Origin of the sequence: Spongiibacter sp. UBA1325 (assembly GCF_002306875.1) — a bacterium.
Lineage (GTDB): Bacteria > Pseudomonadota > Gammaproteobacteria > Pseudomonadales > Spongiibacteraceae > Spongiibacter > Spongiibacter marinus.
The window spans coordinates 235,934-257,568 of sequence record NZ_DBTD01000004.1 but is presented as its reverse complement, the minus strand read 5'-3'; the positions used below and the strand labels follow the sequence as shown (position 1 = coordinate 257,568).

Here is a 21,635-nt window from a genome sequence, read left to right as displayed (position 1 = left end):
CACCGCAGCACCTCGCGGTGAGCCTACCTTGCCACAATAGATGCAAGAGTACATAGCTTGTTACATCTCTCGTACTCCGGCTTTCTGCTATGACCGCGTGTCCATGGCCGTGTTCATCGGCGAGCGCTGACGCCACAAGCCCTGGTGAACGGCCAAGGCGGTAATAATCATGCCCGCACCCAGTAGCATCGCTGGCGTGATCGGCTCGTCGACAACCACACTGCCAATGGCCAGCGCCAGCACCGGCGACACCAGCGGGATCAACGACACGGTTTCCACTGGCATGACTTTCAGAATGTAGTAATAGGCAACAAAGCCGACCAGCGACGCAAACAGGGCAAGGTACAGCAGGGATCCCAGCGACACAGCACTGAATACCAGTGGCTCAAAGCCAACCCACAGCCACCAGCTCAACAGCATACCCGGCAACGCGAAGGCCATTGCACCCAGCGCCTGCTCCACCGGCGACACAACGATGGTGGCGTTGAGCTTTTTCACCCACACCGCGCTGCCGGAGAACAGTAAATTAGACAGCAGCATTAGCGCGATACCGGTGTAGCTGTCGCCAGTGATTACCACATCGTCGGCCAGAATACACAGTAAGCCCAGCGCTGCCAGCGCAATGGCAAACAGCTTGCGCGGCACCAACATACGCTCCCCCAACATCGGCCACGCCAGCGCCGCCGTGAAAAACGGCGACAAGCCAAACATCAGTGCGATCAGTCCCGAGGGAATATATTGCGCAGCCAAGTACACCAACGCCATGTTGGGAAACAAGCTGATGGATGCGGCGAAGTAAAGCTTCCAGTGGCGGCGAATATTTAAACCCGCCACACCAAACAGTGTGCACAGTGCACTGCCGACAAAAAACGCAATAAGAATACGCAGGCTCAACGCTGCGATGGGGGCCAACGAATCGCCACCGAGTTTTATCGACAGTGGCGTCGTCGCCCAGATAAGAATAACCAGTAGATAGACAAACCGTACAAGCATGGCGCTTTACTCACGTATTTGCCGAGACATGTCCCCGAGGCCCACAACGAAAAAGGCCGCAGATGAAATGTCTGCGGCCTTTTGGAATTGGGTATTTTCTAACCTTGTATCAATTCTCCGCCGCACACCATCGCGCCACACGCACAATACGGCGCATGGCAGCGAGAAATTTGGCGAAACACCACTGATACATAATTTACATACTATATTCGTTAGCAACGCAATCACTATATGCCAGCGGCTTCCGTCGGCGCAAGGCCTCTGAAGCACAAAGACAACTAACGATAATGGCATGCCGCTTATGCCCATCGCCAACGGCAGCTCCCACCCCCTATCCACCCGCCCCCGTTTCCGCCATCTGACGCGCCATTCTTAACGCAAGAAACGAACAGGCCACACCGAGAAGCCGATGACATTTTTCATCATTAACATCACTATTGATGAAATAAAGAATCAACGCAGCAAAAGGACAGATAGCATGAATTAAAAATAAACATAAAAATCAATAGGTTAAGAAAATAACGAGTTTGGCATAGCTATTGCTATTACCGCTCTAACGATAAGATTAATTCAGTCTAAGGTTTGTACCATGAAGGTTTCTCGCTTCCGCTCTGCCCGCCAATTACTCACTGGCGAAGGCGCAACCGAACAATTACCCCAACACCTCAGCGCGCTGAATATCCACTCCCCCTTGCTAGTGACTGACAAAGGTGTGCGCGACTCCGGCAGCCTGACACTAATCAGCCAACACCTGACCGAGGGTAGCTTCAGTATTTTTGACCAAGTGCCGCCAGAACCAGAGGTGGACATTGTGAAGGCCTGTGCAGCCGCTTTTAAACACGGCCAGCACGACGGCATCCTGGCAGTGGGCGGCGGCAGCGCGATGGACATTGCCAAGTGCACCGCGGTGTATGTAGACCACGACGGTGAGCTGGAAGACTTATTCGGCGAAGACCAGGTACGCCAGCGCCGTGTTCCCTTGATCGCGATTCCCACCACCGCAGGCACGGGATCAGAAGTGACCAACATCGCTATTTTGTCGGACCCCGAAGCCCAACTAAAGAAGGGCATTGTCAGCGACCACCTACTGCCCGACTTGGCGATAGTCTCCCCGGAAATGACCCTGAGCTGCCCGCCCACAGTAACGGCCGCCAGCGGCGTTGATGCGCTGGTGCATGCCCTGGAAGCCTACCTGTCTAACTTTGCCAGCGATATCACCGACGCCCTCGCCATTAAAGCGATGACGCTGATCATTAACGCCCTGCCCAAGGCCTATGCCCAGGCCGATAACCTCAGCGCCCGCGAAGCAATGGCCACCGGCAGTCTGCTGGCAGGCCTGGCCTTTGGTAATGCGGGTGTGGGCGCAGTACACGCCCTCGCCTATCCGCTGGGCGGCCGCTACCACATCTCCCACGGCGTCAGTAACGCCCTGCTGCTACCCCACGTGATGGAGGTGAACAAAATGGCCTGCATTGAACGCTTTAGCGATATCGCCGCAGCCTTCGGCGCGCCGGTTCATCAACTCAGTCACCAGCAAGCCGCCGACTATATGCTAGAGCGTCTTTACACGCTGTGCAGCGATGTGAACATTCCCGCCCGCCTGCGCGACCTGAACATTCCTGAAGCCGACTTACCCCAGCTGGCAGAGGAGGCCTTCGGCGTAAAGCGCCTGCTGCGCAACAACCCCCGAGACCTGAGCGTCAGTGAGATCCTCGGCATTTACCAAGCCGCGTACTAAGCGCCTCACCGCGATCCAATAAAACAATAAAGGGACTCACCATGACTGCATGGCAACAACGACGCGACGGCGATGAATCGCCGTACATTCCCCTTGGCCCTTTCAAGCTAAGGCTGCCATTTATCCACTACCGCTTTGAGCTGCCCGACTACCTGCAGGGCCTGCTGATGTGCGCGGTAGATCTCGCGGCCATCCCGCTGATGGTCGAGCTGCTGGACATGCCCTTTGAAGCAGCAATCGCCATCGTGATGCTCAACGGCCTGTTCTATCTGCTTCACCACCTGCTTGGCGACCCGGTAATCCCCGGCTGGATCACGCCTGCCATTCCTTTGCTGATCGCCTATGTGGAAACCTTTGCGCCGGGCAGCGACCGCGTTCACGCCTTGATCGCTTTTCAGATGATGCTGGGGATATTCGCACTAACGCTGGGAAGAACCCGGCTAGCGGCAAAGGTTGTTCACATGATCCCCGCGGCAATCAAGTCGGGCATTATCATGGGGGCGGGCATTGCCGCCATCGCCATTGTCTTTAAAGAAGGCGGCCGCTTTGACCAATACCCCATCACCATCAGCATTGCGGTGGGCATTGCGTTTTACCTGATTTTTTCCAAGCACTTTGCCACGCTTCGCCAACGCAGCCGCGGCTGGGCCAACCTCGCCAAGCTGGGGATTTTCCCCATCATTGCCCTGGCCGTAATCGTTGCGCCGCTGGCCGGCGAAGCGCCGTGGCCCGATATTACCTGGGGCTTTACCCAACCCAACTTCGCACTGATGTTCAGTGACTACACCGTGTTTGGCCTTGGCCTGCCACCGCTAGCCATGTTCGTCACTGCCCTGCCCACCGTTCTCGCTGCCTATATCGTGTTGTTCGGCGATGTACTGCAAAGCAAGGCAATTCTCGCCGAGGCCGATGCGGTTCGCCAAGACGAAAAAATCGACTACGACCCCAACCGGGCGCACATGATTTTCGGCGGACGCAATTTTCTTATGAGCATACTCGGCCCCGATGTGGTGATGTGCGGCCCGCTGTGGGCGGCAATGCACGTGGTTATTGTTGAGCGCTACAAACAGGGCAAAGCGTCAATGAACTCCATCTTCGGCGGTTCGGGCTCCTTCCGCTGGGGAACCAACACCGGCCTTTTGCTGCTTCCAATTGTCAGCCTTGTGCAACCCATTCTCGGTATCGCACTGGCGCTCACCTTATTAATACAGGGCTTTGTCAGCGTACGCATTGGTGTGATGGAAGCGCGCAGCCAGCGCGACCTCGGCATTGCCGGCGTCATCGCCGCCATCTTAACCATTAAAGGCGCCACCTGGGCGTTTGCCGCTGGCATCTTACTCACCGTGCTGATCTACGGCCGCAACTTTTTCAAAGGCGACGTCGACACCACGTTCACCAAAGACCAAAACGAGGTGAACAATGGATAAGCTTGAGTTAGCGCTGTTGCAGCCAGTGCTCGACACCCTGCAAGACGGCGTGTACATCACCGACGAAAATGGCCTGACGCTCACCATAAACCGCGCCTACGAACGAATTACCGGCATCCAGCGGCACAAAGTCGTTGGCAAACATATGACCGAGCTCGTCAAAGCGGGGTACATCTCCAAGTCCGTTTCGCTGGAAGTAATCCGCGAGCAGGAGCCGGTAACGCTGGTGCAAACCATTCACGACAGCCGCAAAATTGTGGTGAGTGGCAACCCTATGTTCAATGAACAGGGCGAGCTGCAATATGTGATTACCAATGTTCGCGATATCACCGAGCTACTGAATGCCAAGCATGCCCAGGAGCAGCTTGAGCAAATTATTAACACCCGTCAGGAATACAGCCTAAAAGCGCCGGACACGGCCTTGGATAGCAGCATTATTCTCAGCAACCGTTCCCAGGCGTGCTATGAGCTTGCCGAACGCATTGCACCAACGCTGGTAAAGGTGCTGATACAAGGTGAGACCGGTACCGGCAAAACACTGCTGGCACAGTTTATCCATCAACACAGCGAACGCAGCGACGGGCCGTTCATCTCATTGAACTGCGCCGCCATGCCAGAAGGTTTGATTGAAGCCGAGCTGTTTGGCTATGTGGCCGGTGCCTTTACCGGTGCCAGTAATCGCGGCAAGGACGGGCTGCTGGATATTGCCCATGGCGGCACGCTGTTCCTCGACGAGATTGGCGACCTGCCGCTGGCGCTGCAGGCAAAACTGCTGAAAGTTGTTGAGGAAAATCGCTTCCTGCCGCTGGGCGCCACCCGCTTTAAAGATACCAATATTCGGTTGATCACCGCGACGCATCACGACTTGAAAGAGGCCGTTTCCCGCGGTCGATTCCGCGAAGACCTCTATTACCGCCTGTGTGTTGTGCCCATTACCCTGCCGCCGCTGCGCCAGCGCAAAGACGAGATCATTCCGCTGCTCAACCACTACCTGCAATTTTTTGCCGAGCAATACCAGGTCACCAAACAACTGGACCCGGAAGCCGTTGAGCGACTGATCAATTACTCCTGGCCCGGCAATGTTCGCGAATTGATGAACCTTACCGAGCGGCTATTGCTCAGTGCCACGGGCGAGACCATCGGCCCCAACGACCTGCCCGCTGAGGTGCAACCCACGCTTCAACCTGGCGAGCCGGGCATTGCCGGCACTCTGAAAGAACAAGTTGCCGCACTGGAAAAACGCCTGATCACCACCGCACTGCAACAGCATCGCACCACCCGTGCAGCAGCGGCCTCTTTGGGTATAGACCAATCCACGCTGGTGAAGAAATCCCAGCGCTGGAAGACCGACGTGAACCAATAACTCAGGATGTGAACGTGAATTTAGCCAATACGCCCTTTTTCAAAAATCAGTGTTTTATCGACGGTCAATGGCTGTCCAGCAGCGATACCGCCGCTGTTCACAACCCGGCAAACGGCGAGGTCATTACTCACGTACCAATGATGGGTGCGGCAGACACTGAGCGCGCCATTCAGGCAGCCGAGCGCGCGCAGCGCGAATGGCGTCAGCGCAGTGCAGACGAGCGAGCAACCTTGCTAAAGCGCTGGCACCAGCTTGTGGTGGAAAACAGCCGTGGCCTTGGCGAACTGATGTCACTGGAGCAGGGCAAACCCGTCGCGGAAGCCGAAGGTGAAGTCCTGTACGCCGCCAGCTACATCGAATGGTTCGCCGAGGAAGCCCGGCGCCTGTATGGCGAAACCATCCCCGGCCATCAGGCTGACAAACGCATTGTGGTCACCCGCGAAGCCATCGGCGTTTGCGCGGCCATCACACCGTGGAATTTTCCCGCAGCAATGATCGCCCGCAAAGTGGCTCCGGCATTGGCAGCGGGTTGTTCAATTATCGTAAAGCCCGCTCTGGAAACCCCGTTGTCGGCGTTTGCTCTCGCGGCCCTGGCCGAGCATGCCGGCCTGCCCGCGGGGGTGTTTAACGTGATTAGCGGCCACGCGCCGGATATCGGCAATGTCCTTACCGCCAGCCCTGTTGTACGCAAGCTCAGCTTTACCGGCTCGACGGCGGTCGGCGCAAAACTGATGGCCGACAGCGCCGCCAACCTGAAAAAACTGTCACTCGAACTTGGCGGCAATGCACCGTTCATCGTATTTGACGACGCCGACATCGAGCATGCCACCGACGAGTTGATTAAGGGTAAATTCCGCAACGCTGGGCAAACCTGTGTCTGCCCCAACCGGGTATATGTGCAGCGCGGCGTCTACGCCAAATTCAGCGAACGCCTGCAGGCGAAGGTCGCCAACCTGCGTGTTGGCCCGGGCTCGGAGCCCGACACCGATATCGGCCCGTTAATCAGTCGCGACGCCGCCGACAAAGTGAAGGCGCAGATCGACGATGCCCTTGGCAAAGGCGCAGAGCTGCTGTGTGGCGGCCAACGTCACGAGCGGGGAGACAACTGGTTTCAACCGAGCGTTATCGGCAATGCCAATCGCGACATGCTCTGCGCCCGCGAAGAAACTTTCGGGCCACTCATCCCCCTGTTCCCCTTTAGCGACGAGGCCGAGGTGATCGCGGCGGCAAACGCTACCGAGTTTGGTCTGGCCGCCTACCTATTTTCAAACAACATACACACCATTGAGCGCACCACCGAAGAGCTGGAGTACGGCATGGTCGGCATCAACACCGGCATGATCTCCACCGCTGTAGCCCCCTTCGGCGGCATTAAGTCCAGCGGTTTCGGCCGCGAGGGCTCGCACTTTGGTATCGAGGATTACACCGAACTGAAATACCGGTGTTACCACATTGCTGCGCGGTAAGCCGCCTGCAACGAGGAAGGCGGTGCACACTGCACCGCATAGATAGGTCATTGAATGACGACAATAAACAGCAAAAGGAAGCATAGTATGATCAGCTCTCTGCACAACACACGCAAACGTTTCGCTGGTATGGCACTGGCGAGTTGTATCGGTTTGTTCGGCGCCGCCGCTAGTCATGCGGCCGGCGACATCGAAGCGCTGCAGAAAAAGTCCCCCAACAACTGGGGCAAATGGGGCAAGGAAGACCAGATCGGCGGCCTCAACTACCTCGATGGCAAACAAGTATTGCGCGGGGTTGCCGAGATAAAAACCGGCGAACGCTTCACCCTGCAGCTGCCCATGACCCACGGTGTTGGCCCGGTCTTCCCCGGCCGCGTACCGGTTATGCACTTTATGTCTCAGGATGAAAGCATCTACTCATCCAATAAAATTAACGAACTGCCCGGCGGCGTGAAGTATTCTGACGACGCTGTATTTATGTACCTGCAAGGCACTACTCACGTCGATGCCCTTGGCCACGCGTGGTATGGCGACAAGGTGTACAACGGTAAGTCTGCCGACACCACCACTCACGGCCACAGCTTTGTGGATATCGGTACGCTGGGCGAAGCCGGTATTGCCGGGCGCGGTGTACTGCTCGATGTTGGCCGCGCAATGGGTGATAAGAACCACCGCCTGGCACCCAATGCCTGCATTAATCTCGACGATATCAAGGCAACCGCCAAGCGCCAGAAGGTCAATATTGAGAAGCGTGACATTCTGTTGATCCGCACCGGCTCTATGGGCCGCTTCTACGACGAAAACGACAAGCAAAACTGGAATGCGCAAACCGAACCCGGCCTGTGCTACAGCACCGCCTTGATCAAGTGGTTAGACAAGATGGAGATCCCCGTGATCGCCGCTGACAACCTGGCCATTGAACGCGCCAACCAAGTCATCGATGGCGACAACTATGTCATTCCTCTGCACGGCGCACTGATCCGCGACCTGGGTATTGTGCTGTCAGAAATCTACTGGCTGGACGACCTGGCAGAGTCCAGCGCGAAAGACGGTCGCTACAGCTTCTTCTTCAATGCAGCGCCACTGAAAATGAAAGGCGGCTCCGGCTCCCCCGTTAACCCCATCGTTATTAAGTAACACCACCCTTCCCTAGTGCCCGCCTGTGCGGGCTCCCCTTCGGGCAATGGCCTCGGTCACTGCTCTGGGGAACGGCTGCGCCAGAATTTTGCTTTTGGCCGAAAAATGCCTGCGGGAAAGGTCAGCACGATATCGAGATAACCGCCGAATAACGGCAAAATAACAAGGACATTCACATGAACAAACATACCCTACTCAGCTGCCTAGGCAGCAGCCTTCTGATAGCGGCGCCAGCCTCGCAGGCCCTGGAAATTAACGCCGACGACTGGACCCTAAGCTTCGGCGGCTATATCAACACCCACCTGGTGTATGCCAAATGCGACGACAACGCCCCAACAGTGGCGGGTAACGCCTTGCTGTGCACCGGCGAAGACGCCAGCGCCGTTTCCAACGGTTACAGCCCGGCAAGTTTTCAACTCAGTGCCAGCACCCAACGCAACGGCTTCGACATTCGCGCGACGGTGGCCATTGAACCGGGAACCACCGACAACGCCGCCTTCAATGGCAATGGCGACGGTGAAGCCTGGCGCGCTTTTTTCACCGTTGGTAACGATGAAGTTGGCACATTAACGGTAGGCCGCGCCTATGGCGTCTACGGCATAGACGTGCTGGTAGAAGACATGTCTCTCGCCTCGGTGGGGGCACCACTCGCCGTAAAGAGCCCGCTTAATACCAGCCTGGGCGGCGCCGGTTACGGCTATATTTTTGCCGACCGCCTCTCGCAAATCACCTATGACTATAAAGCCAGCAACGGCGTGAGTACCGCCATCGGTTTATACCAGCCACTGGATTTAGTTTCTTTTGGCGGCAATGGCTATGTTGGCGATACCGGCAGCCAGGAACCGGGCCTGCACGGTAAGCTGCGCTTTGACCACCAGTGGGGTTTTGTCTCAACCACCTTCCTTCGTCAAAGCGTGGATGTTGCAAATGGCAACGACTACGAAGCACTGGCCGTCGACCTCACCGCCGCCATCAGCCTGGGGAATACCCGTCTCATGGCATCGGCATTCGACGCGACCGGCGTGGGCTACTACGGGCTGTTTATCGACGCCGCGGACATCAATGGTGAAGCGCGAGATACCCAGGGCTGGTTTGTGCAGCTCAGCCACCAGATCGGCGACACCAAACTCGGCATTAACTACGGTGAATCCAGTGTAGAGCTGGCACCCGCCGACACGGACACCCAGCTCGACACGCAGGCAAAACTCACTCTCGGCGTTTACCACACCCTGCTGCCGGGGCTGGTGCTTGCTGGTGAATACTCCGAGCTGACGGCAGACAACCACCGCTCTGAAGAGATGGAAAACCAAGCCGTAAGCGTGGGCTTGGCGCTGTCATTTTAAAGACACAGCCCCGGCCAATATCTTAGTCCCACCCGATGCACGCGGATCTCTCCGCTGTGGTCTTTGCGGCTGCGATGCAGCCGCCTTTTTCAACTCCCAGCCAACTGGTTACTCGGCGTAGGTCTCATTGAGATAGTCGATAATGTCTGTCGACTCAAACATCGCTACCCCCGTGTTGGGGTCGACCAGATACGGCACCTGACTGCGACCGGTTAGCTCCCGCAAACGCAGCCGGTTATCACTGGTTATTGGCGCATCGGGGAAGAATTTTTCGCGCACGATCGGCGGCCCCATTTCCTGCCAACGGGACTTGGCGAAATTGCGCAGGCGATAAGGAATCTCCAACTCACTTAAACGCTCTCTGACCAAACGCGCGTAGGGGCTGGACTCAAAGCTATACAACTCCAGCGGCTCAGCGGGCGCTGTGGACTCCGCCGCATACATACCGCGTGGCTTCGGCGACGATCGTAATGCCGTTGCCGCCAGCGACGACAACATATCCACCTGACGCAATACTCCCCGCGAGGCGCGGCGGCGACCACCACCATACTGGTGGTAGAGATAGTCGATGATATCTGCAGACTCCAGTAGCACCACATCATTGTTGGGGTCGACCAGCAGCGGGAACTGGCTGGCACCGCTCAAGTCGATCGCGGTGCCACGAAAGCGCATGCCGCCTTTCGGGCAAGGGTAGATCATCGCATCCAGGTCCAGCTCACACAGTACTTCCCGAACGAGCCGACAGAATGGACAGCCCTCATACTCGTAGAGCTCAAGTAATTTTTCCGGCTTGCCCGGGGTCGATGCAAAGGCGGCGGTGCCGCGCCAGGCACGACTGGAACTGGCAAAAACAGATGTCGCGATATCGAGCGCTTTCATGACGGCTTCCTCATAAAATTTGCCCGCTACCCTAGCACAGAATGCCTACAGGAAGGCGACACCACTAACGCGCTTTGCGACGCTTGCCCTTACCGGCTTTACCGCTTTCTTCACCCGGCAGCTGCGCCTCTAACCACAATAAGGTATCGAGGTAGCCAACAAACTGTTTCAGGTAGGCCGGCGAGCGTTCGCGCATATTGGTCAGCGAGCGAATAGCCAGCATTTGCGGGTTGAGAGGGCCGGGATCCTGGGGGGCGTTTTGAATGGCCTGATCGATGCGCTGCTCGATATCCTGATGGCGCTGGCGGCTGCGCAATTGGCGCAATGCGCGCAGCTCTTTTGGCGGCTCGCTGGTCGCCTTATCGGATGCATGGCTCTGGGAAGCGCCCAACAGCGAAAATTCCTGCTGGCGGAGCAAGGCACTGATCGGTGAACTTGCTTCGTCGCTGGTGGCGTCATCCGGGGTGTCTCGGTTTAGCTGTGCTTGCAGAGCCCGCAGGGCTGAAGCCGCCCCACTGCGACGAGTGACCAATTGCTGGCGGTGAGTCGCCAGCACACCAGCCAGTCGGCTCGGCTGCTCGCTGAATTGCTCACAGTCGCGCCGATAATCAGCAAGCATTGATGCCGCGCGGCGCAATAGTGGCGCCTGCACTGACGGTCGCTGCTGCTGCGCCTTCTCCAACAGACTTTCCACGCCGCGCAGGCGCGGTGGGTCGAACTGAGGACACTGCCCTTGCAGCGTCGCCAGCGTTGCCTGCAATTCAGCCAGTGGCGTACCGGGAACGGGAGTCACTTCGCCTCCTGCTTCACGCGGGGGACGGGCGCCATTTCCACGCGGCGGTTTTGGGCGCGACCATCTTCGCTATTATTGGCAGCCACCGGTTGCTGGTCGCCAAAGGCGGCGGCAAACACGCTGTCGGCGGGCATGCCTTCGTCGATCAACGCGCGGGTAACCGTTAGCGCTCGCTGCGCAGACAGCTCCCAGTTGTCAGAGAACTGCAAGTTGCCCTGCTGAATGGGCAGGTCGTCGGTGAAGCCGCTCACCATCAGCAGTTGATCATTTTCCTGCACAAACAATTTGAGCGGCGGGATCAGGCTGCGCAGCAGTTCTCGGCCTTCTTGCTGGAGTTCCGCCGAGTTCAGCGAAAACAACACACTGCCGCTTATGCCAATACGGCCATCGCGCAGGGTCACTCGGCCACTGGCCAAGGGCGCAGCAAGCGCTTCTTCCAACACGGCGCGGCGCTGTTGCTCCACCTCCCGCTGGGCGACTTCTTTTTCCAGGCTTTTCGCCAGTTCCAGCTGAAAGCCCAGCGCCCAAATGAGCAGCAGCACGAACACGCCCACCATGCCGGTCATCAGGTCGCCAAAGATCGCCCAGATTGGCGGCTCCTGGCTCAAGCCGTCGTCAAGTTCGCGACTCACGCCTCGGCCCCTTCGGCATTCATATTCAGCTCAAGTTGCTCGGCACTGTCGGTAAGGGCTTGCAGGCGCGCCAAAATATCCTGATGGGTGAGCAGGTTGTGGTCGATAATTTCCCGCGCCTGGGCAACGTAGTAACTCATTTGCTCATCGCTGCGCTCGCCGCTTTCCTTGAGGGTTTGTTCGACACTGGCCAGCGCCGCCAGCAGTTCGCCGTTACTGTCACCAAACTGCTGCACCGCGGCGGCAAAGGTGTCGCCCACGCCGGACAACTCCAGCGCGCTACCCGCCAGTTGGTCGCCAAGCTCGGCCAGCTGACCGGCGCGCTGCTCAATGCTGTCACCCAAACGCTCACCCAGCTGCTTGAGAGTATCGCCGCTGTTAGCGAGCAACTGCTCAACCGCTTCGCGCTGCGCCTGACTGTTGTCGCGCAGGCCATCGGTCAAACTGGCCAGCTCCGACATTAACTCACGGCGCTCATCGAGCAGGCTGTTATCGCGTTCAATGTTCTTGGTAATTTCGCCGCGCAATTGCTCCATCAGCTCTGCCGCAACGCGGGGCGCCTCCGACGCGGATTCGATCAGATTGGCCAGTGGCGCCTCTAATGAATTGCCCAGTTCGGCCAATTGCGTCGCCACGGCGGCTTGCAAGGTTTCCAGTCGGCTCACAGCGGCATCGCCGCGCTGCGCTTCCTCGTCGCGCAGCTGTTGCAATTGACCTTGCAGGGCATCGATCAGTGCACTGCTGCGCTCTGCCACATTTGCTTGCCAGCGCTGCTCCGCGGCCTGTTGCTGGCTCAGTTGCTCGGCAATGGCTGCCTGCAGCGTTTCCAAACGGCTCACCGCGGCGTCGCCGCGCTGCCCTTCTTCATCACGCAGCTGTTGCAACTGGCCCTGCAGGGCATCGATCAGCTGCGTACTTCGCGCCGCCACACTTTCCTGCCAGCGCTGCTCAGCCGCTTGCTGTTCTTCAAGTTGCTGGCGCTGCTGCTCCAGTAACTGTTGGTTGACGCTGTTCAACGCCGCATTGCGGGTTTCGGCATCTTCGCCCAGGGAGCGGGCCACCGCCGACAACATGGTTTCGGCATTGGCAAAGGCCGCCTGCCACTGCTGTAAGCGCTCAGCTTCGGCATCGCGCTGGGCCTGCAGCGCCTCGGCACTGCGCTGGGCCGCATCGTCCAGCAACTGGCGGCTGTCGCGGGCCATCTGTTCGGCGCTACTACTGAGGCTTTGACCCACCGCATCGGCCAATTCACGATTGGCGCGCTGCTGATTTTCCAGGCCTTTTTGCCAGGTGCTATCAATGGTGGCCGCGCTTTGTTCAAGCTGGCTAGACATCGCTTCAAGGCGCGCATTGGCGGCCTCGTCAAACTGTTGGTGGCGCTGCTGTAGGTCGCGCTCCAACCCTGCCAGCAGCCCCTCTACAACCGGCTTGATAGTTTCGCCAGCCTGACGACCGCTGTCCGCCAAACTGCGATTGAGTGACTCGGCCACCGCATTGGCCAGTGATTGAAAATCCTGCTGCACGCTCTGCTGAAACTGCTGCTGGTTGTCGAGCAATTGCTGGCTGAGCTGCTCGCCCATCTCACCGAGGCGCTCACTCAGTGCCGTCAGCTGGCTGGCAACGGTGGGCAGAGCATCGGCTTGTTGTTGCAGGGCGGAATAGGTTTGTTGGCGCTGATGACTGAGAGAGTAATTCCGGAAGCGGCTGTCGCGCTGTTGATCCAACTCGCGGGATACGTCAATACGCTCGCGCCGGCTGAGCGTAGCGATAAAACCCAGCATCGCCGATGCCGCCACACCGGCCACAGAGGTACCAAAGGCCATGCCCAGACCCTTGATCGGTGTGGTCAAGCCGTCGCGAATAGCGCTTAGCTCGGTGCTACCCTCCAGCGCTTGTACCGCACCGCCCAGGGTTTCGACCATGCCGACGAAGGTGCCCATCAAACCCAGCATGACCAGCAGGCCAACCAGATAGGGCGTGAGCACAGGTACCGGCAGCCCTACGTATTCCCCTTCGATACGCTGACGCACCGGGTTGCGCAGCGACGCGGGCAAGGCATCCAGCCAGCGATTCAGCTCCACATCGCCGCCCTGCGCCAGGGCCGCGTGCAGCGCGCCAGTGGCCTGCTGATAGCGCAGCAATTCTGCCCCGCCGGTAAAGTAGGCCAGCGCGATGAGTAACATCACTACCGATGCCAGCAAGTGGCCGGCGGCAACAGCCACCCCCATCCACAGAATAACCAGCGCGCCAAGAATAAAGGCAGCCAGGGAAAGCAATCGTGTCATGGAGTGTCCTCGTGTTCGGAGTTCAGGGCTTCCAATAGGCCCTGTAGCGGCTGCAGGCGCAGCGCGAGTTCAGCAAGTAGCAAACTCTGCATGTCGGTATGAAATTGCCAGAGCCAGCCCCCGTCCGCGAGCCACTGCTCACTGGTAGTTGGTTGCTCGGTATCGGCATCGATGTTTTGTTGCTCACTGCGCAGCGCGAAAAAATGCTGCGCCAGTAATTTAGGTAAGGCAGAAAGTGCACGACGGCTGTATACCGCCAGCGTGCCCTCCATCATGGTATCCAGCGCGGCCAGCTGGGCCAGCGCCTCGGAGCGACCCGCCAACAGCTTGCGTAACTCGCCGCGCAAGCTGATGACCCGATGGTCAATTTCACTTTGATGCAGGGCATAAAAGCGTTGATAAGGCGCGTACCCGGCGGCATCGCTGCCGAAAGTGTCGGCGTTTGGCGAGGGTAGAATAAATCCCGCCGGGCTGCTCGCCATCGCCTCCGGGTCGAGGGTGAAACTCGCGGAGATCGCCTCAATCATGTCGGCGCGGCGCGCCATAAAAAGGGTCTGGGCATCATCGCCGGGGGCTTCGCCGGTCGCCTTCACGCGTCGCAAGCCGCGCAATGACTCCGACAGGGCAATCGCTCCGGAGAGGTTAATCAATTCGGCCAGTTTGTCGGCAAAACCCGCGCGCGGCGCAGCACTCGCCGCCACACCCAAGGCATTGAGGGTATGGGCCAGTCGCGAAGGTGTCGGCGGGGCGTGCGCGGCGGCCTTGGGCATAGAATCCTAGTGCGAGTTCTCATCGAACACGATGAGCGAGTTTATTCGGGACAGGCCATTCTGCCAGCGTGACAAAATTTAGAGTGGTCACTGACGCCTGTTACAGGCCACAGCGGAACGGCGTTGCTTCTACTTTTTTGGCTATGCTTTTGCATTTTTGCGCCCCATTATCGCCATTTTACCGCCCGATTCAATACAACTGCACAGGCGATGTATTGGCTTTTCTGCCCCTTTTAGACGATTTTTTGCGCCAGACAGCCCCACGGGAATTCCGTACTATGGCGGAATTACCCGTAACGGAGCAGTCAATGAGTACCACAGCTGGCGCGAGCATTCTGTTTATTCCCCACGGCGGCGGCCCGCTGCCCCTGCTGGGCGACCCCGGCCATGCCCGGCTGTGTGCCTTTCTAACGCAAATGGGGCAAAGCCTGCCAAGGCCACAAGCGATTGTACTGATCAGCGCGCACTGGGAGGCCGAGCAAGCCCGGATTACCAGCGCCGCTCGCCCCGAGCTGATTTACGACTACAGCGGCTTTCCGCCGGAATCTTATCAACTGATGTATCCCGCCTCAGGCCATGCGACGCTGGCTTGCGAGCTGCAGCGCGCCCTCAGCAACGAGGGACTAATCGCTCATCTTGATGCAACGCGCGGCTTCGACCACGGTATGTTTGTGCCGCTAACGCTGATGTACCCCAATGCCGATATTCCCGTTGTGCAGCTTTCGCTGTTGAGCAGCCTCGATGGCGCCGAGCATATCGCCATGGGACGCGCCTTACGGGTATTACGTGACCGCCGGGTATTGGTGTTAGGCAGCGGCGCCACCTATCACAACCTGCAAGCCTATTTTGCCGGCACGATGGACCGCGACGCCCACCACCAGTTTGAAAACTGGCTGGCGCAACAGTGCTGCGACGAAACGCTCTCCGACGATACCCGACAAACTGCACTTGCCCACTGGCAGCGCGCACCGGGGGCACTGCACTGCCACCCTCGCGCGGAGCATTTAATGCCACTGCAGGTCTGCGCAGGCATGGCCCGAGGCCCCGCTCAACGAGTATTTTTTGACGAGGTCATGGGCGAACTCAGCAGCGCATTTTTGTGGCAATACTAGGGCTGGCTCACCCTCATCGCACTGCAGCTGCTAAGGGCAAATGGCGCCTGTCCTTTGGATCGTCACTAATGAACACTTGTTAATTTATTTTTATCCGCCAGCCGACTACACTGGGCCTCGCCATCGATCGCCACAACAATAAACACAGGACCCCGGCTATGCCAAAACTCAGCGACCCCCTTACGCTTCCCTGCGGCGCAACACTGCCCAACCGCTTGCTGAAATCTGCGATGACAGAGGGCCTCGCCGACGAGCACGATCACGCCACCCCGCGGCTCGCCAGACTTTACCAAGCATGGTCGGAGGGCGGCACAGGCACCCTGGTAACCGGTAACGTGATGGTCGACCACCGTTTTTTAGAGCGCCCAGGCAATGTGGTGATCGACCACAACGGCGGCGAAGAGCAGCTGAAACACTGGGCAAAAGCCGGGCAGGTCGCCGGTAACCAGTTGTGGATGCAAATCAACCATCCGGGGCGACAGTGCCAAAAGGTCGTATCGCACCAGCCACTGGCCCCCTCAGATGTGGGCATTGATCTGGCCGGCATGTTCGGCAAACCGCGCCCCATGACCGAAGACGACATCGAGCGTGCAATCAGTGGCTATGCGCGCGTTGCCGGCGTCGCCAAGGAAACCGGCTTTAGCGGCGTGCAGATTCACGCTGCCCACGGCTACTTGATCAGCCAATTTCTGTCGCCGCTGGCAAACCGCCGCCAGGATCAGTGGGGCGGTAGTCTGGAGAATCGCGCTCGCTTCCTGCTGGAGGTCATTCGCCGCAGTCGCGAGGCGGTCGGCCCCGAATTCCCGATAGCCCTGAAACTCAACTCCGCCGATTTTTCCAAGGGCGGCTTTAGCCACGACGAAAGTCTGCAAGTCGCGGCCTGGGTGTCGGAAGCCGGCATCGACTTGCTGGAGATTTCCGGAGGCACCTACGAAAAACTGGCACTGATGGGCGACCAAGAAGAAGGCGCCGCCGCCAGCCAAGCGCGGGAGGCCTATTTTTTGGACTACGCCAAAGGCATTCGCGACGTCACCTCAATACCTCTCGCAGTGACCGGCGGCTTCCGCAGCTATAACGCCATGCAAGCCGCACTGGATAGTGGCGCTATGGACGTGGTGGGCATCGCGCGGCCACTGTGCATGGAGCCCGATGTAAAACCCCTGTTGCGTGGCGAAAAACTCGGTTTTCGCGCCTGGGAAAAAGAGCTGCGCATCGGCCCCGGTTGGCTCGGCCCCAACAGCCCCAACCGCACCCTGCGCACCCTGAATTTTGGTCTGGCGACCCAGTGGTACTACCAACAAATCATCAACCTCGCCGAGGGCAAACCGCCAGTCGAAGACACCGGCCTGCTGCGCCGCGCCGCCAAGCACATGATCGGCGAACGCAAATTGGCGAAGCGCCGAGTGGCGCGGAACAATTAAGCCGCCTCCCAAATAAGGCGGCGATCTAGGCGGTACCAATCGTCTAACTTCGCCGCGTAACGCGCTTCAATTTCATTGCGCTTCAGCTTGAGCGTGGGGGTAAGAAGGTTATTCGCAATACCCCACGGCTCTGCGACCAAAACGACGAATGCCAACTGCTGGTGTGGGTCGAGCGTTGCATTCACATTATCGATAACGGCGAGTAGCTCTTTCTCAAAGTGGGCTCTATCAAAGTTCTCGCCAAGCACTTCAATCGCCTCGCTACCGGGCACGACTAACACGCAGGGACTTGGCTGGCCCTCACCCACCACACAAAGATTCTCGACCAGGGGGTGGCTGATCGCACTTTCAATCGGTGCGGGGGCGACATATTTACCTTTGCTTGTTTTAAAAATTTCTTTTACCCGGCCTTTTAGACGCAGACGACCACGGTCGTCGAACTCACCTAAGTCACCGGTTTTAAACCAACCGTCTGCCGTAAATGACTCAGCAGTCGCCGCAGCATTTTTATAATAGCCCGCCATTTTCGCTGGACTGTTAACTTCAACTTCGCCGCTTGCCGAAAGCCTCGACTGAACACCCGGCAAAGGCGAGCCGACATAGCCCACTCTCACCTCTCCAACTCTTGAAAGATGGGAATATGCAAAGTCCTCAGACATACCGTAACCTTCGAGCAATTCCAAACCCAGGTCTCGATACCAATGAATTACGGAGTCTGCGAGCGGCGCCGACCCACCTAATGCCACCCTCGTACAATCTATGCCAATCTGCCCTAAGACATAATTGCGAAAGTCCTCGGCTGTATCCGGGTCTTCTAGCATTTCACGCATGACCGAAGCAGGTATCTTTTGCTGAATTGCTTGCTGAAACTTAATCCACAACCTAGGGACGGAGTGGAAAATCGTTGGACGTGCTCGACGTAAATCTTCACCGAACGTCGCCACCCCCTCACTAAAAAAAACCTCACAGCCGAGATTAACGCTACTGTTGTGAATAATATTGCATTCAAATGCGTGCGCAAAAGGCAAATAGGATATCAATCGATCACGCTCATCAGCACCTCCAACATCTCTCAATATGTTGCGAGCAGCACATAACGCAGAGAAGGGAATCATGACGCCCTTTGGCTTACCGGTACTGCCCGAAGTATAAATGATGCGAGCGAGATCTTCGGGCCGTATAGAACTTTTCACGTGACTCGCATCAGCGCAGTCCAATATATTCTTCCAGGATAAATAGTTCTGCTGAAGTTGCTCGACCGGTGCCCCAGGAAAATGAATAAGCGGCAAACCATTGGGCACACCGGATTTCATCGAAGACCAATCATCCACCTGCCCTAGCAGTAGACAGCGCGCCTCACAGTGTTCAAGAATGTATCGCAATGTTTCCGCATTCAGGGACGGATATACCTGAACGCTCACACAGCCCGCCATCCAGATACCGAGATCGCAAATCAGCGACTCCGCGCAGTTGCGTGAGACGACTGCTATACAGGTCCCCGGGGCATAATTTTCGTTGAGCAAGTAGTTGGCAAAACAACGCGCCTGGCGCTGCACCTCTTGCCAAGAATATTCAATACTTGCACCGTCTCTGGGCTGAATTAAGAATCGCGCATTCGGCTTTTGCTGCGCCCAAAAATCCAGGCCAACAATAGGCGTCCAAAATTTCGACATGACAAAGCTCTCTAAAAAAGGGGGCGTTAACGCCCCAAGCAAGAAGGGTTACTTAGAAACAATGCTGCTGCAGACAAGACAAAAACGGCAATTTAGAAGTTGTAGCTCGCTTCCAGCCCAAACATCATCGGATCGCCAATCATGTAGTAATCCAAGCCGAAACTAGCCTGTAAATTGATGCTGTAGGTTTTGTATTCCTCGTCAGTAATGTTCTTGCCCCACAGCGCTACTTGGTAGCTGCCATCATTGGCGTACCAGCCTATACGCGCGTTGTACACGGTATAGGCGTCCTCGCGCCCCTGGTCATACCCGGCCGCATCGTTGTAAGCACTAAACCACTGTTCATCCTGATAATTGGCATTCACGTTCATGGACAAATAACCGCTTTCGCCAACATACAGATCGTAGTCGGCGGACAAGCTCACATTTAATGGCGGCGCCGAAATTAACTCATTGCCATCAAGCGTGATCGTGTCATCAAGGTCAGCCAATGTACTGGTGTCGCGCAGTTCGAGGTCAGTGTATTCCGTTTCCAGAAGACCAATACCTAACTGCAAGGTCAACCTCTCTGTGGCGCGCCACCACACTTCTGCCTCGGCGCCGAGAATTTCTGATGAGCCGGCGTTTTCTAAGAAGTTAGATATCCCCACGACATTAATAAATTGCTGATCGGTATATTCGTACATAAAGGCCGCTGCGTTAATCCGTAGGCTGTTGTCGAGTAAGTCGGCCTTAAAGCCCACTTCAAAGGCATCGATGTATTCGGGGTCTGCGTAAGCCTCATCGAGATCACGCGCTTCATAGTAAATACCGCTATTAAAGGCGCCCGCTCGATAGCCTTTGCTGTAACTGGCATAGGCCATCCACGCGTCGTTGAAGCGGTAATCAACACTCACCTTCCCTGTCCATTCCCTTTCGGTTGACTCAAGTTTTGGGCCACTATCCAGTGTGTAAGGCCCTTCGGTATAACCGGGCAAGCCATACTGAGTCAGGTTGTTCAAATAGGGTGTGGGATCAGCCAAAAACGCCAACAAGTCTTGAGGATTCCCCGACAACACTGGCGGCAAGAAAATCGGCACAAATGCCTGATCGTATCCGGTAGTATTCCCCGGAACAAAAGTGCCGCGCGGACTGCCATCCAAGCCTATCCGCGATACGTTTAGGTAGGTCAGGCGATTGGTGTCTTGCGTATACCGTACGCCGAAATCAATACCAAAATCAGCAGTAACGTCGTATCGCATTTGTGTGTAAATAGCAGTGGTCTCTTTCTCCGTATTTTGACGCTGATCAACCGCACCAAAATCGAGAACAAAAGGCGCTTGCCCAGCGAGGTCAGGCTTGGCCAGTGCCGCGCGAAGGTCGAGAAGATCGGCGAACAATTCATAGACATTACGCATTTCCAATTTTTCTATGCCGTAGTAGAGACCACCCATGACTTGGAATTCACTGTCAAAGTTGGATACGAAGCGGAAGTCCTGTGAGAATGACCGACTGCCGGTATACCAATCGATTTCAACCAGCCGAGTTGGACTGCCATCATCGTTAGTGAATTTATCTAGCTGAGTGTCGTACCAAGAACTCACAGAAATCAGCGAGTAATTTTCTGCCTCATAATTGAGCGTGGCGATAACAAGATCCAGGTCAAAATCATTGCGATTTCGGTCGCCGGTATTATCCTCCACCTCATGGAAGCCAAGGTTGCGGGTACTACGATCGTAGCCGGTATAATCGATAAATCCATTGGTCTCATACTCATGAAGTTTTATTGCTTCAAGACCACGCACATCCGTTCTAGCCTCGGCATAGGGGACCTTCATATTGCCGCGGTTCACCGCATGGGTGTATTTGAGCACGGCACTGAGACTGTCACTTATCTGCCAGTTCAGCGCCAACCGTGCAGCACTGAAGTCCAGCATGCCTCGGTCGTCTCCAACACCCTTATTCTCCTGCACGCCGTCATTTTCCTTAATCTTGAACGCAAGCCGCGCCGCCAGAGTGTCCTCGATCAACGTGTCGCCAATCGCCCCCTCCAAATTACTCATACCGTAATTGCCAATACCGGCCTTAATCATGCCCTGAAGAGGGTCGCCGATCATTGGCGTCTTGGTAATGATATTAATGGCGCCACCAGTGGTGTTTTTGCCATACAGAGTTCCCTGCGGCCCACGCAAAACCTCCAGGCGCTCGACATCAAAAAAACTGGTGCCGTGGGTGAAGACTGCACCCAAATACGCTTCATCAACATACACACCGATTGGGCTTGCCTGGTTTGAGCTGTAGTCCGACATACTCACCCCGCGAATCGCGAAGATAGGCTGAACTTCGCCGTAGGGACCGCTCACCTGCATATTGGGTACTTGGGCGGAGATGTCATTAGCGTTTTCAAAGCCCAGCTTCTGCAGAGCGTCGTCGGCCAAACCGGTAATCGCCACAGGTGTGTCCTGCACACTTTCCGCGCGACGCTGCGCTGTCACCACAACCTCCTCTAAGGCCTGAGAGAGTACTTCCGGCGTATACGCGCAGCTGATGGCAACAGCTGCAACGGCTTTCTTAAAGTGCGTAGATGTTTTTATCATTATGATTTCCTATTTTTTCTATGGCGT

Annotated in this window: 16 protein-coding genes; 8 read left to right on the top strand and 8 right to left on the bottom strand. The window is 56.9% G+C overall.

The features are described from left to right. Positions 1–87: 87 nt before the first annotated feature. Positions 88–993, bottom strand: a complete 906-nt coding sequence (locus tag B3K78_RS04015; protein ID WP_286694398.1) for a DMT family transporter — start codon at positions 991–993, stop codon at positions 88–90. Between the two features lie 589 nt (positions 994–1,582). Between B3K78_RS04015 and B3K78_RS04010 the strand changes: the two genes are divergently transcribed. The 6 genes from B3K78_RS04010 (at position 1,583) to B3K78_RS03985 (ending at position 9,467) form a co-directional block, all read left to right on the top strand. Next, on the top strand, positions 1,583–2,731 hold the full coding sequence (locus B3K78_RS04010; protein WP_286694397.1) for an iron-containing alcohol dehydrogenase: 1,149 nt from the start codon (positions 1,583–1,585) through the stop codon (positions 2,729–2,731). A 41-nt stretch (positions 2,732–2,772) separates the two neighbouring features. Next, positions 2,773–4,158, top strand: a complete 1,386-nt coding sequence (locus B3K78_RS04005) for a hypothetical protein (RefSeq protein WP_286694396.1) — start codon at positions 2,773–2,775, stop codon at positions 4,156–4,158. Then, the gene (locus tag B3K78_RS04000) at positions 4,151–5,521 is read left to right on the top strand and encodes a sigma-54 interaction domain-containing protein (RefSeq protein ID WP_286694395.1); all 1,371 of its coding nucleotides are present in this window, start codon (positions 4,151–4,153) and stop codon (positions 5,519–5,521) included. The genes B3K78_RS04005 and B3K78_RS04000 overlap by 8 nt, the downstream gene beginning before the upstream one ends. Positions 5,522–5,535: 14 nt before the next feature. Next, positions 5,536–6,987 (top strand): NAD-dependent succinate-semialdehyde dehydrogenase, encoded by a 1,452-nt coding sequence (locus B3K78_RS03995; RefSeq protein ID WP_349676110.1) that lies wholly within the window; start codon positions 5,536–5,538, stop codon positions 6,985–6,987. Positions 6,988–7,074: 87 nt separating this feature from the next. Then, a complete protein-coding gene (locus B3K78_RS03990) occupies positions 7,075–8,124 on the top strand; it encodes a cyclase family protein (RefSeq protein ID WP_286694393.1) in 1,050 nt (349 codons plus the stop codon). Positions 8,125–8,300: 176 nt separating this feature from the next. After that, positions 8,301–9,467 (top strand): porin family protein, encoded by a 1,167-nt coding sequence (locus B3K78_RS03985; RefSeq protein ID WP_286694392.1) that lies wholly within the window; start codon positions 8,301–8,303, stop codon positions 9,465–9,467. 108 nt (positions 9,468–9,575) lie between these two features. On the opposite strand, the gene B3K78_RS03980 is transcribed toward B3K78_RS03985, so the two are convergent. The 5 genes from B3K78_RS03980 to B3K78_RS03960 form a co-directional block, all read right to left on the bottom strand. Further along, positions 9,576–10,346: a glutathione S-transferase N-terminal domain-containing protein gene (locus B3K78_RS03980; RefSeq protein ID WP_286694391.1), complete on the bottom strand. Its 771-nt coding sequence runs from the start codon at positions 10,344–10,346 to the stop codon at positions 9,576–9,578. Positions 10,347–10,410: 64 nt separating this feature from the next. Next, positions 10,411–11,139 (bottom strand): DUF2894 domain-containing protein, encoded by a 729-nt coding sequence (locus B3K78_RS03975; RefSeq protein ID WP_286694390.1) that lies wholly within the window; start codon positions 11,137–11,139, stop codon positions 10,411–10,413. Further along, a complete protein-coding gene (locus B3K78_RS03970; protein WP_204995153.1) occupies positions 11,136–11,771 on the bottom strand; it encodes an OmpA family protein in 636 nt (211 codons plus the stop codon). Before B3K78_RS03970 ends, B3K78_RS03975 begins: the two co-directional genes overlap by 4 nt. Beyond that, the gene (locus B3K78_RS03965) at positions 11,768–14,056 is read right to left on the bottom strand and encodes a DUF802 domain-containing protein (RefSeq protein ID WP_286694389.1); all 2,289 of its coding nucleotides are present in this window, start codon (positions 14,054–14,056) and stop codon (positions 11,768–11,770) included. Before B3K78_RS03965 ends, B3K78_RS03970 begins: the two co-directional genes overlap by 4 nt. Further along, positions 14,053–14,826 carry a DUF3348 family protein gene (locus B3K78_RS03960; RefSeq protein WP_286694388.1) on the bottom strand — a complete coding sequence of 258 codons (774 nt, stop codon included), beginning with the start codon at positions 14,824–14,826 and terminating at the stop codon, positions 14,053–14,055. The genes B3K78_RS03965 and B3K78_RS03960 overlap by 4 nt, the downstream gene beginning before the upstream one ends. A 308-nt stretch (positions 14,827–15,134) precedes the next feature. Here B3K78_RS03960 and B3K78_RS03955 point away from each other — a divergent pair, with 308 nt between their 5' ends. Both B3K78_RS03955 and B3K78_RS03950 read left to right on the top strand, forming a co-directional pair. Further along, positions 15,135–15,938, top strand: coding sequence for a DODA-type extradiol aromatic ring-opening family dioxygenase (locus B3K78_RS03955; RefSeq protein WP_286694387.1), 804 nt, complete (start codon positions 15,135–15,137; stop codon positions 15,936–15,938). A 158-nt stretch (positions 15,939–16,096) separates the two neighbouring features. Beyond that, positions 16,097–17,359, top strand: coding sequence for an NADH:flavin oxidoreductase/NADH oxidase family protein (locus tag B3K78_RS03950; protein WP_286694386.1), 1,263 nt, complete (start codon positions 16,097–16,099; stop codon positions 17,357–17,359). Here B3K78_RS03950 and B3K78_RS03945 read toward each other — a convergent pair. Beyond that, positions 17,356–19,032 (bottom strand): AMP-binding protein, encoded by a 1,677-nt coding sequence (locus tag B3K78_RS03945; protein WP_286694385.1) that lies wholly within the window; start codon positions 19,030–19,032, stop codon positions 17,356–17,358. The two genes, B3K78_RS03950 and B3K78_RS03945, sit on opposite strands and share 4 nt — an antisense overlap. 92 nt (positions 19,033–19,124) lie before the next feature. Continuing rightward, positions 19,125–21,608 (bottom strand): TonB-dependent receptor, encoded by a 2,484-nt coding sequence (locus B3K78_RS03940; protein WP_286694384.1) that lies wholly within the window; start codon positions 21,606–21,608, stop codon positions 19,125–19,127. Positions 21,609–21,635 lie beyond the last annotated feature (27 nt).

Coding starts and splice junctions, on each gene's coding strand:
- B3K78_RS04015 (WP_286694398.1), bottom strand. CDS start 993: ATGCTTGTACGGTTTGTCTATCTACTGGTTATTCTTATCTGGGCGACG.
- B3K78_RS04010 (WP_286694397.1), top strand. CDS start 1,583: ATGAAGGTTTCTCGCTTCCGCTCTGCCCGCCAATTACTCACTGGCGAA.
- B3K78_RS04005 (WP_286694396.1), top strand. CDS start 2,773: ATGACTGCATGGCAACAACGACGCGACGGCGATGAATCGCCGTACATT.
- B3K78_RS04000 (WP_286694395.1), top strand. CDS start 4,151: ATGGATAAGCTTGAGTTAGCGCTGTTGCAGCCAGTGCTCGACACCCTG.
- B3K78_RS03990 (WP_286694393.1), top strand. CDS start 7,075: ATGATCAGCTCTCTGCACAACACACGCAAACGTTTCGCTGGTATGGCA.
- B3K78_RS03985 (WP_286694392.1), top strand. CDS start 8,301: ATGAACAAACATACCCTACTCAGCTGCCTAGGCAGCAGCCTTCTGATA.
- B3K78_RS03980 (WP_286694391.1), bottom strand. CDS start 10,346: ATGAAAGCGCTCGATATCGCGACATCTGTTTTTGCCAGTTCCAGTCGT.
- B3K78_RS03965 (WP_286694389.1), bottom strand. CDS start 14,056: ATGACACGATTGCTTTCCCTGGCTGCCTTTATTCTTGGCGCGCTGGTT.
- B3K78_RS03960 (WP_286694388.1), bottom strand. CDS start 14,826: ATGCCCAAGGCCGCCGCGCACGCCCCGCCGACACCTTCGCGACTGGCC.
- B3K78_RS03955 (WP_286694387.1), top strand. CDS start 15,135: ATGAGTACCACAGCTGGCGCGAGCATTCTGTTTATTCCCCACGGCGGC.
- B3K78_RS03950 (WP_286694386.1), top strand. CDS start 16,097: ATGCCAAAACTCAGCGACCCCCTTACGCTTCCCTGCGGCGCAACACTG.
- B3K78_RS03945 (WP_286694385.1), bottom strand. CDS start 19,032: ATGTCGAAATTTTGGACGCCTATTGTTGGCCTGGATTTTTGGGCGCAG.
- B3K78_RS03940 (WP_286694384.1), bottom strand. CDS start 21,608: ATGATAAAAACATCTACGCACTTTAAGAAAGCCGTTGCAGCTGTTGCC.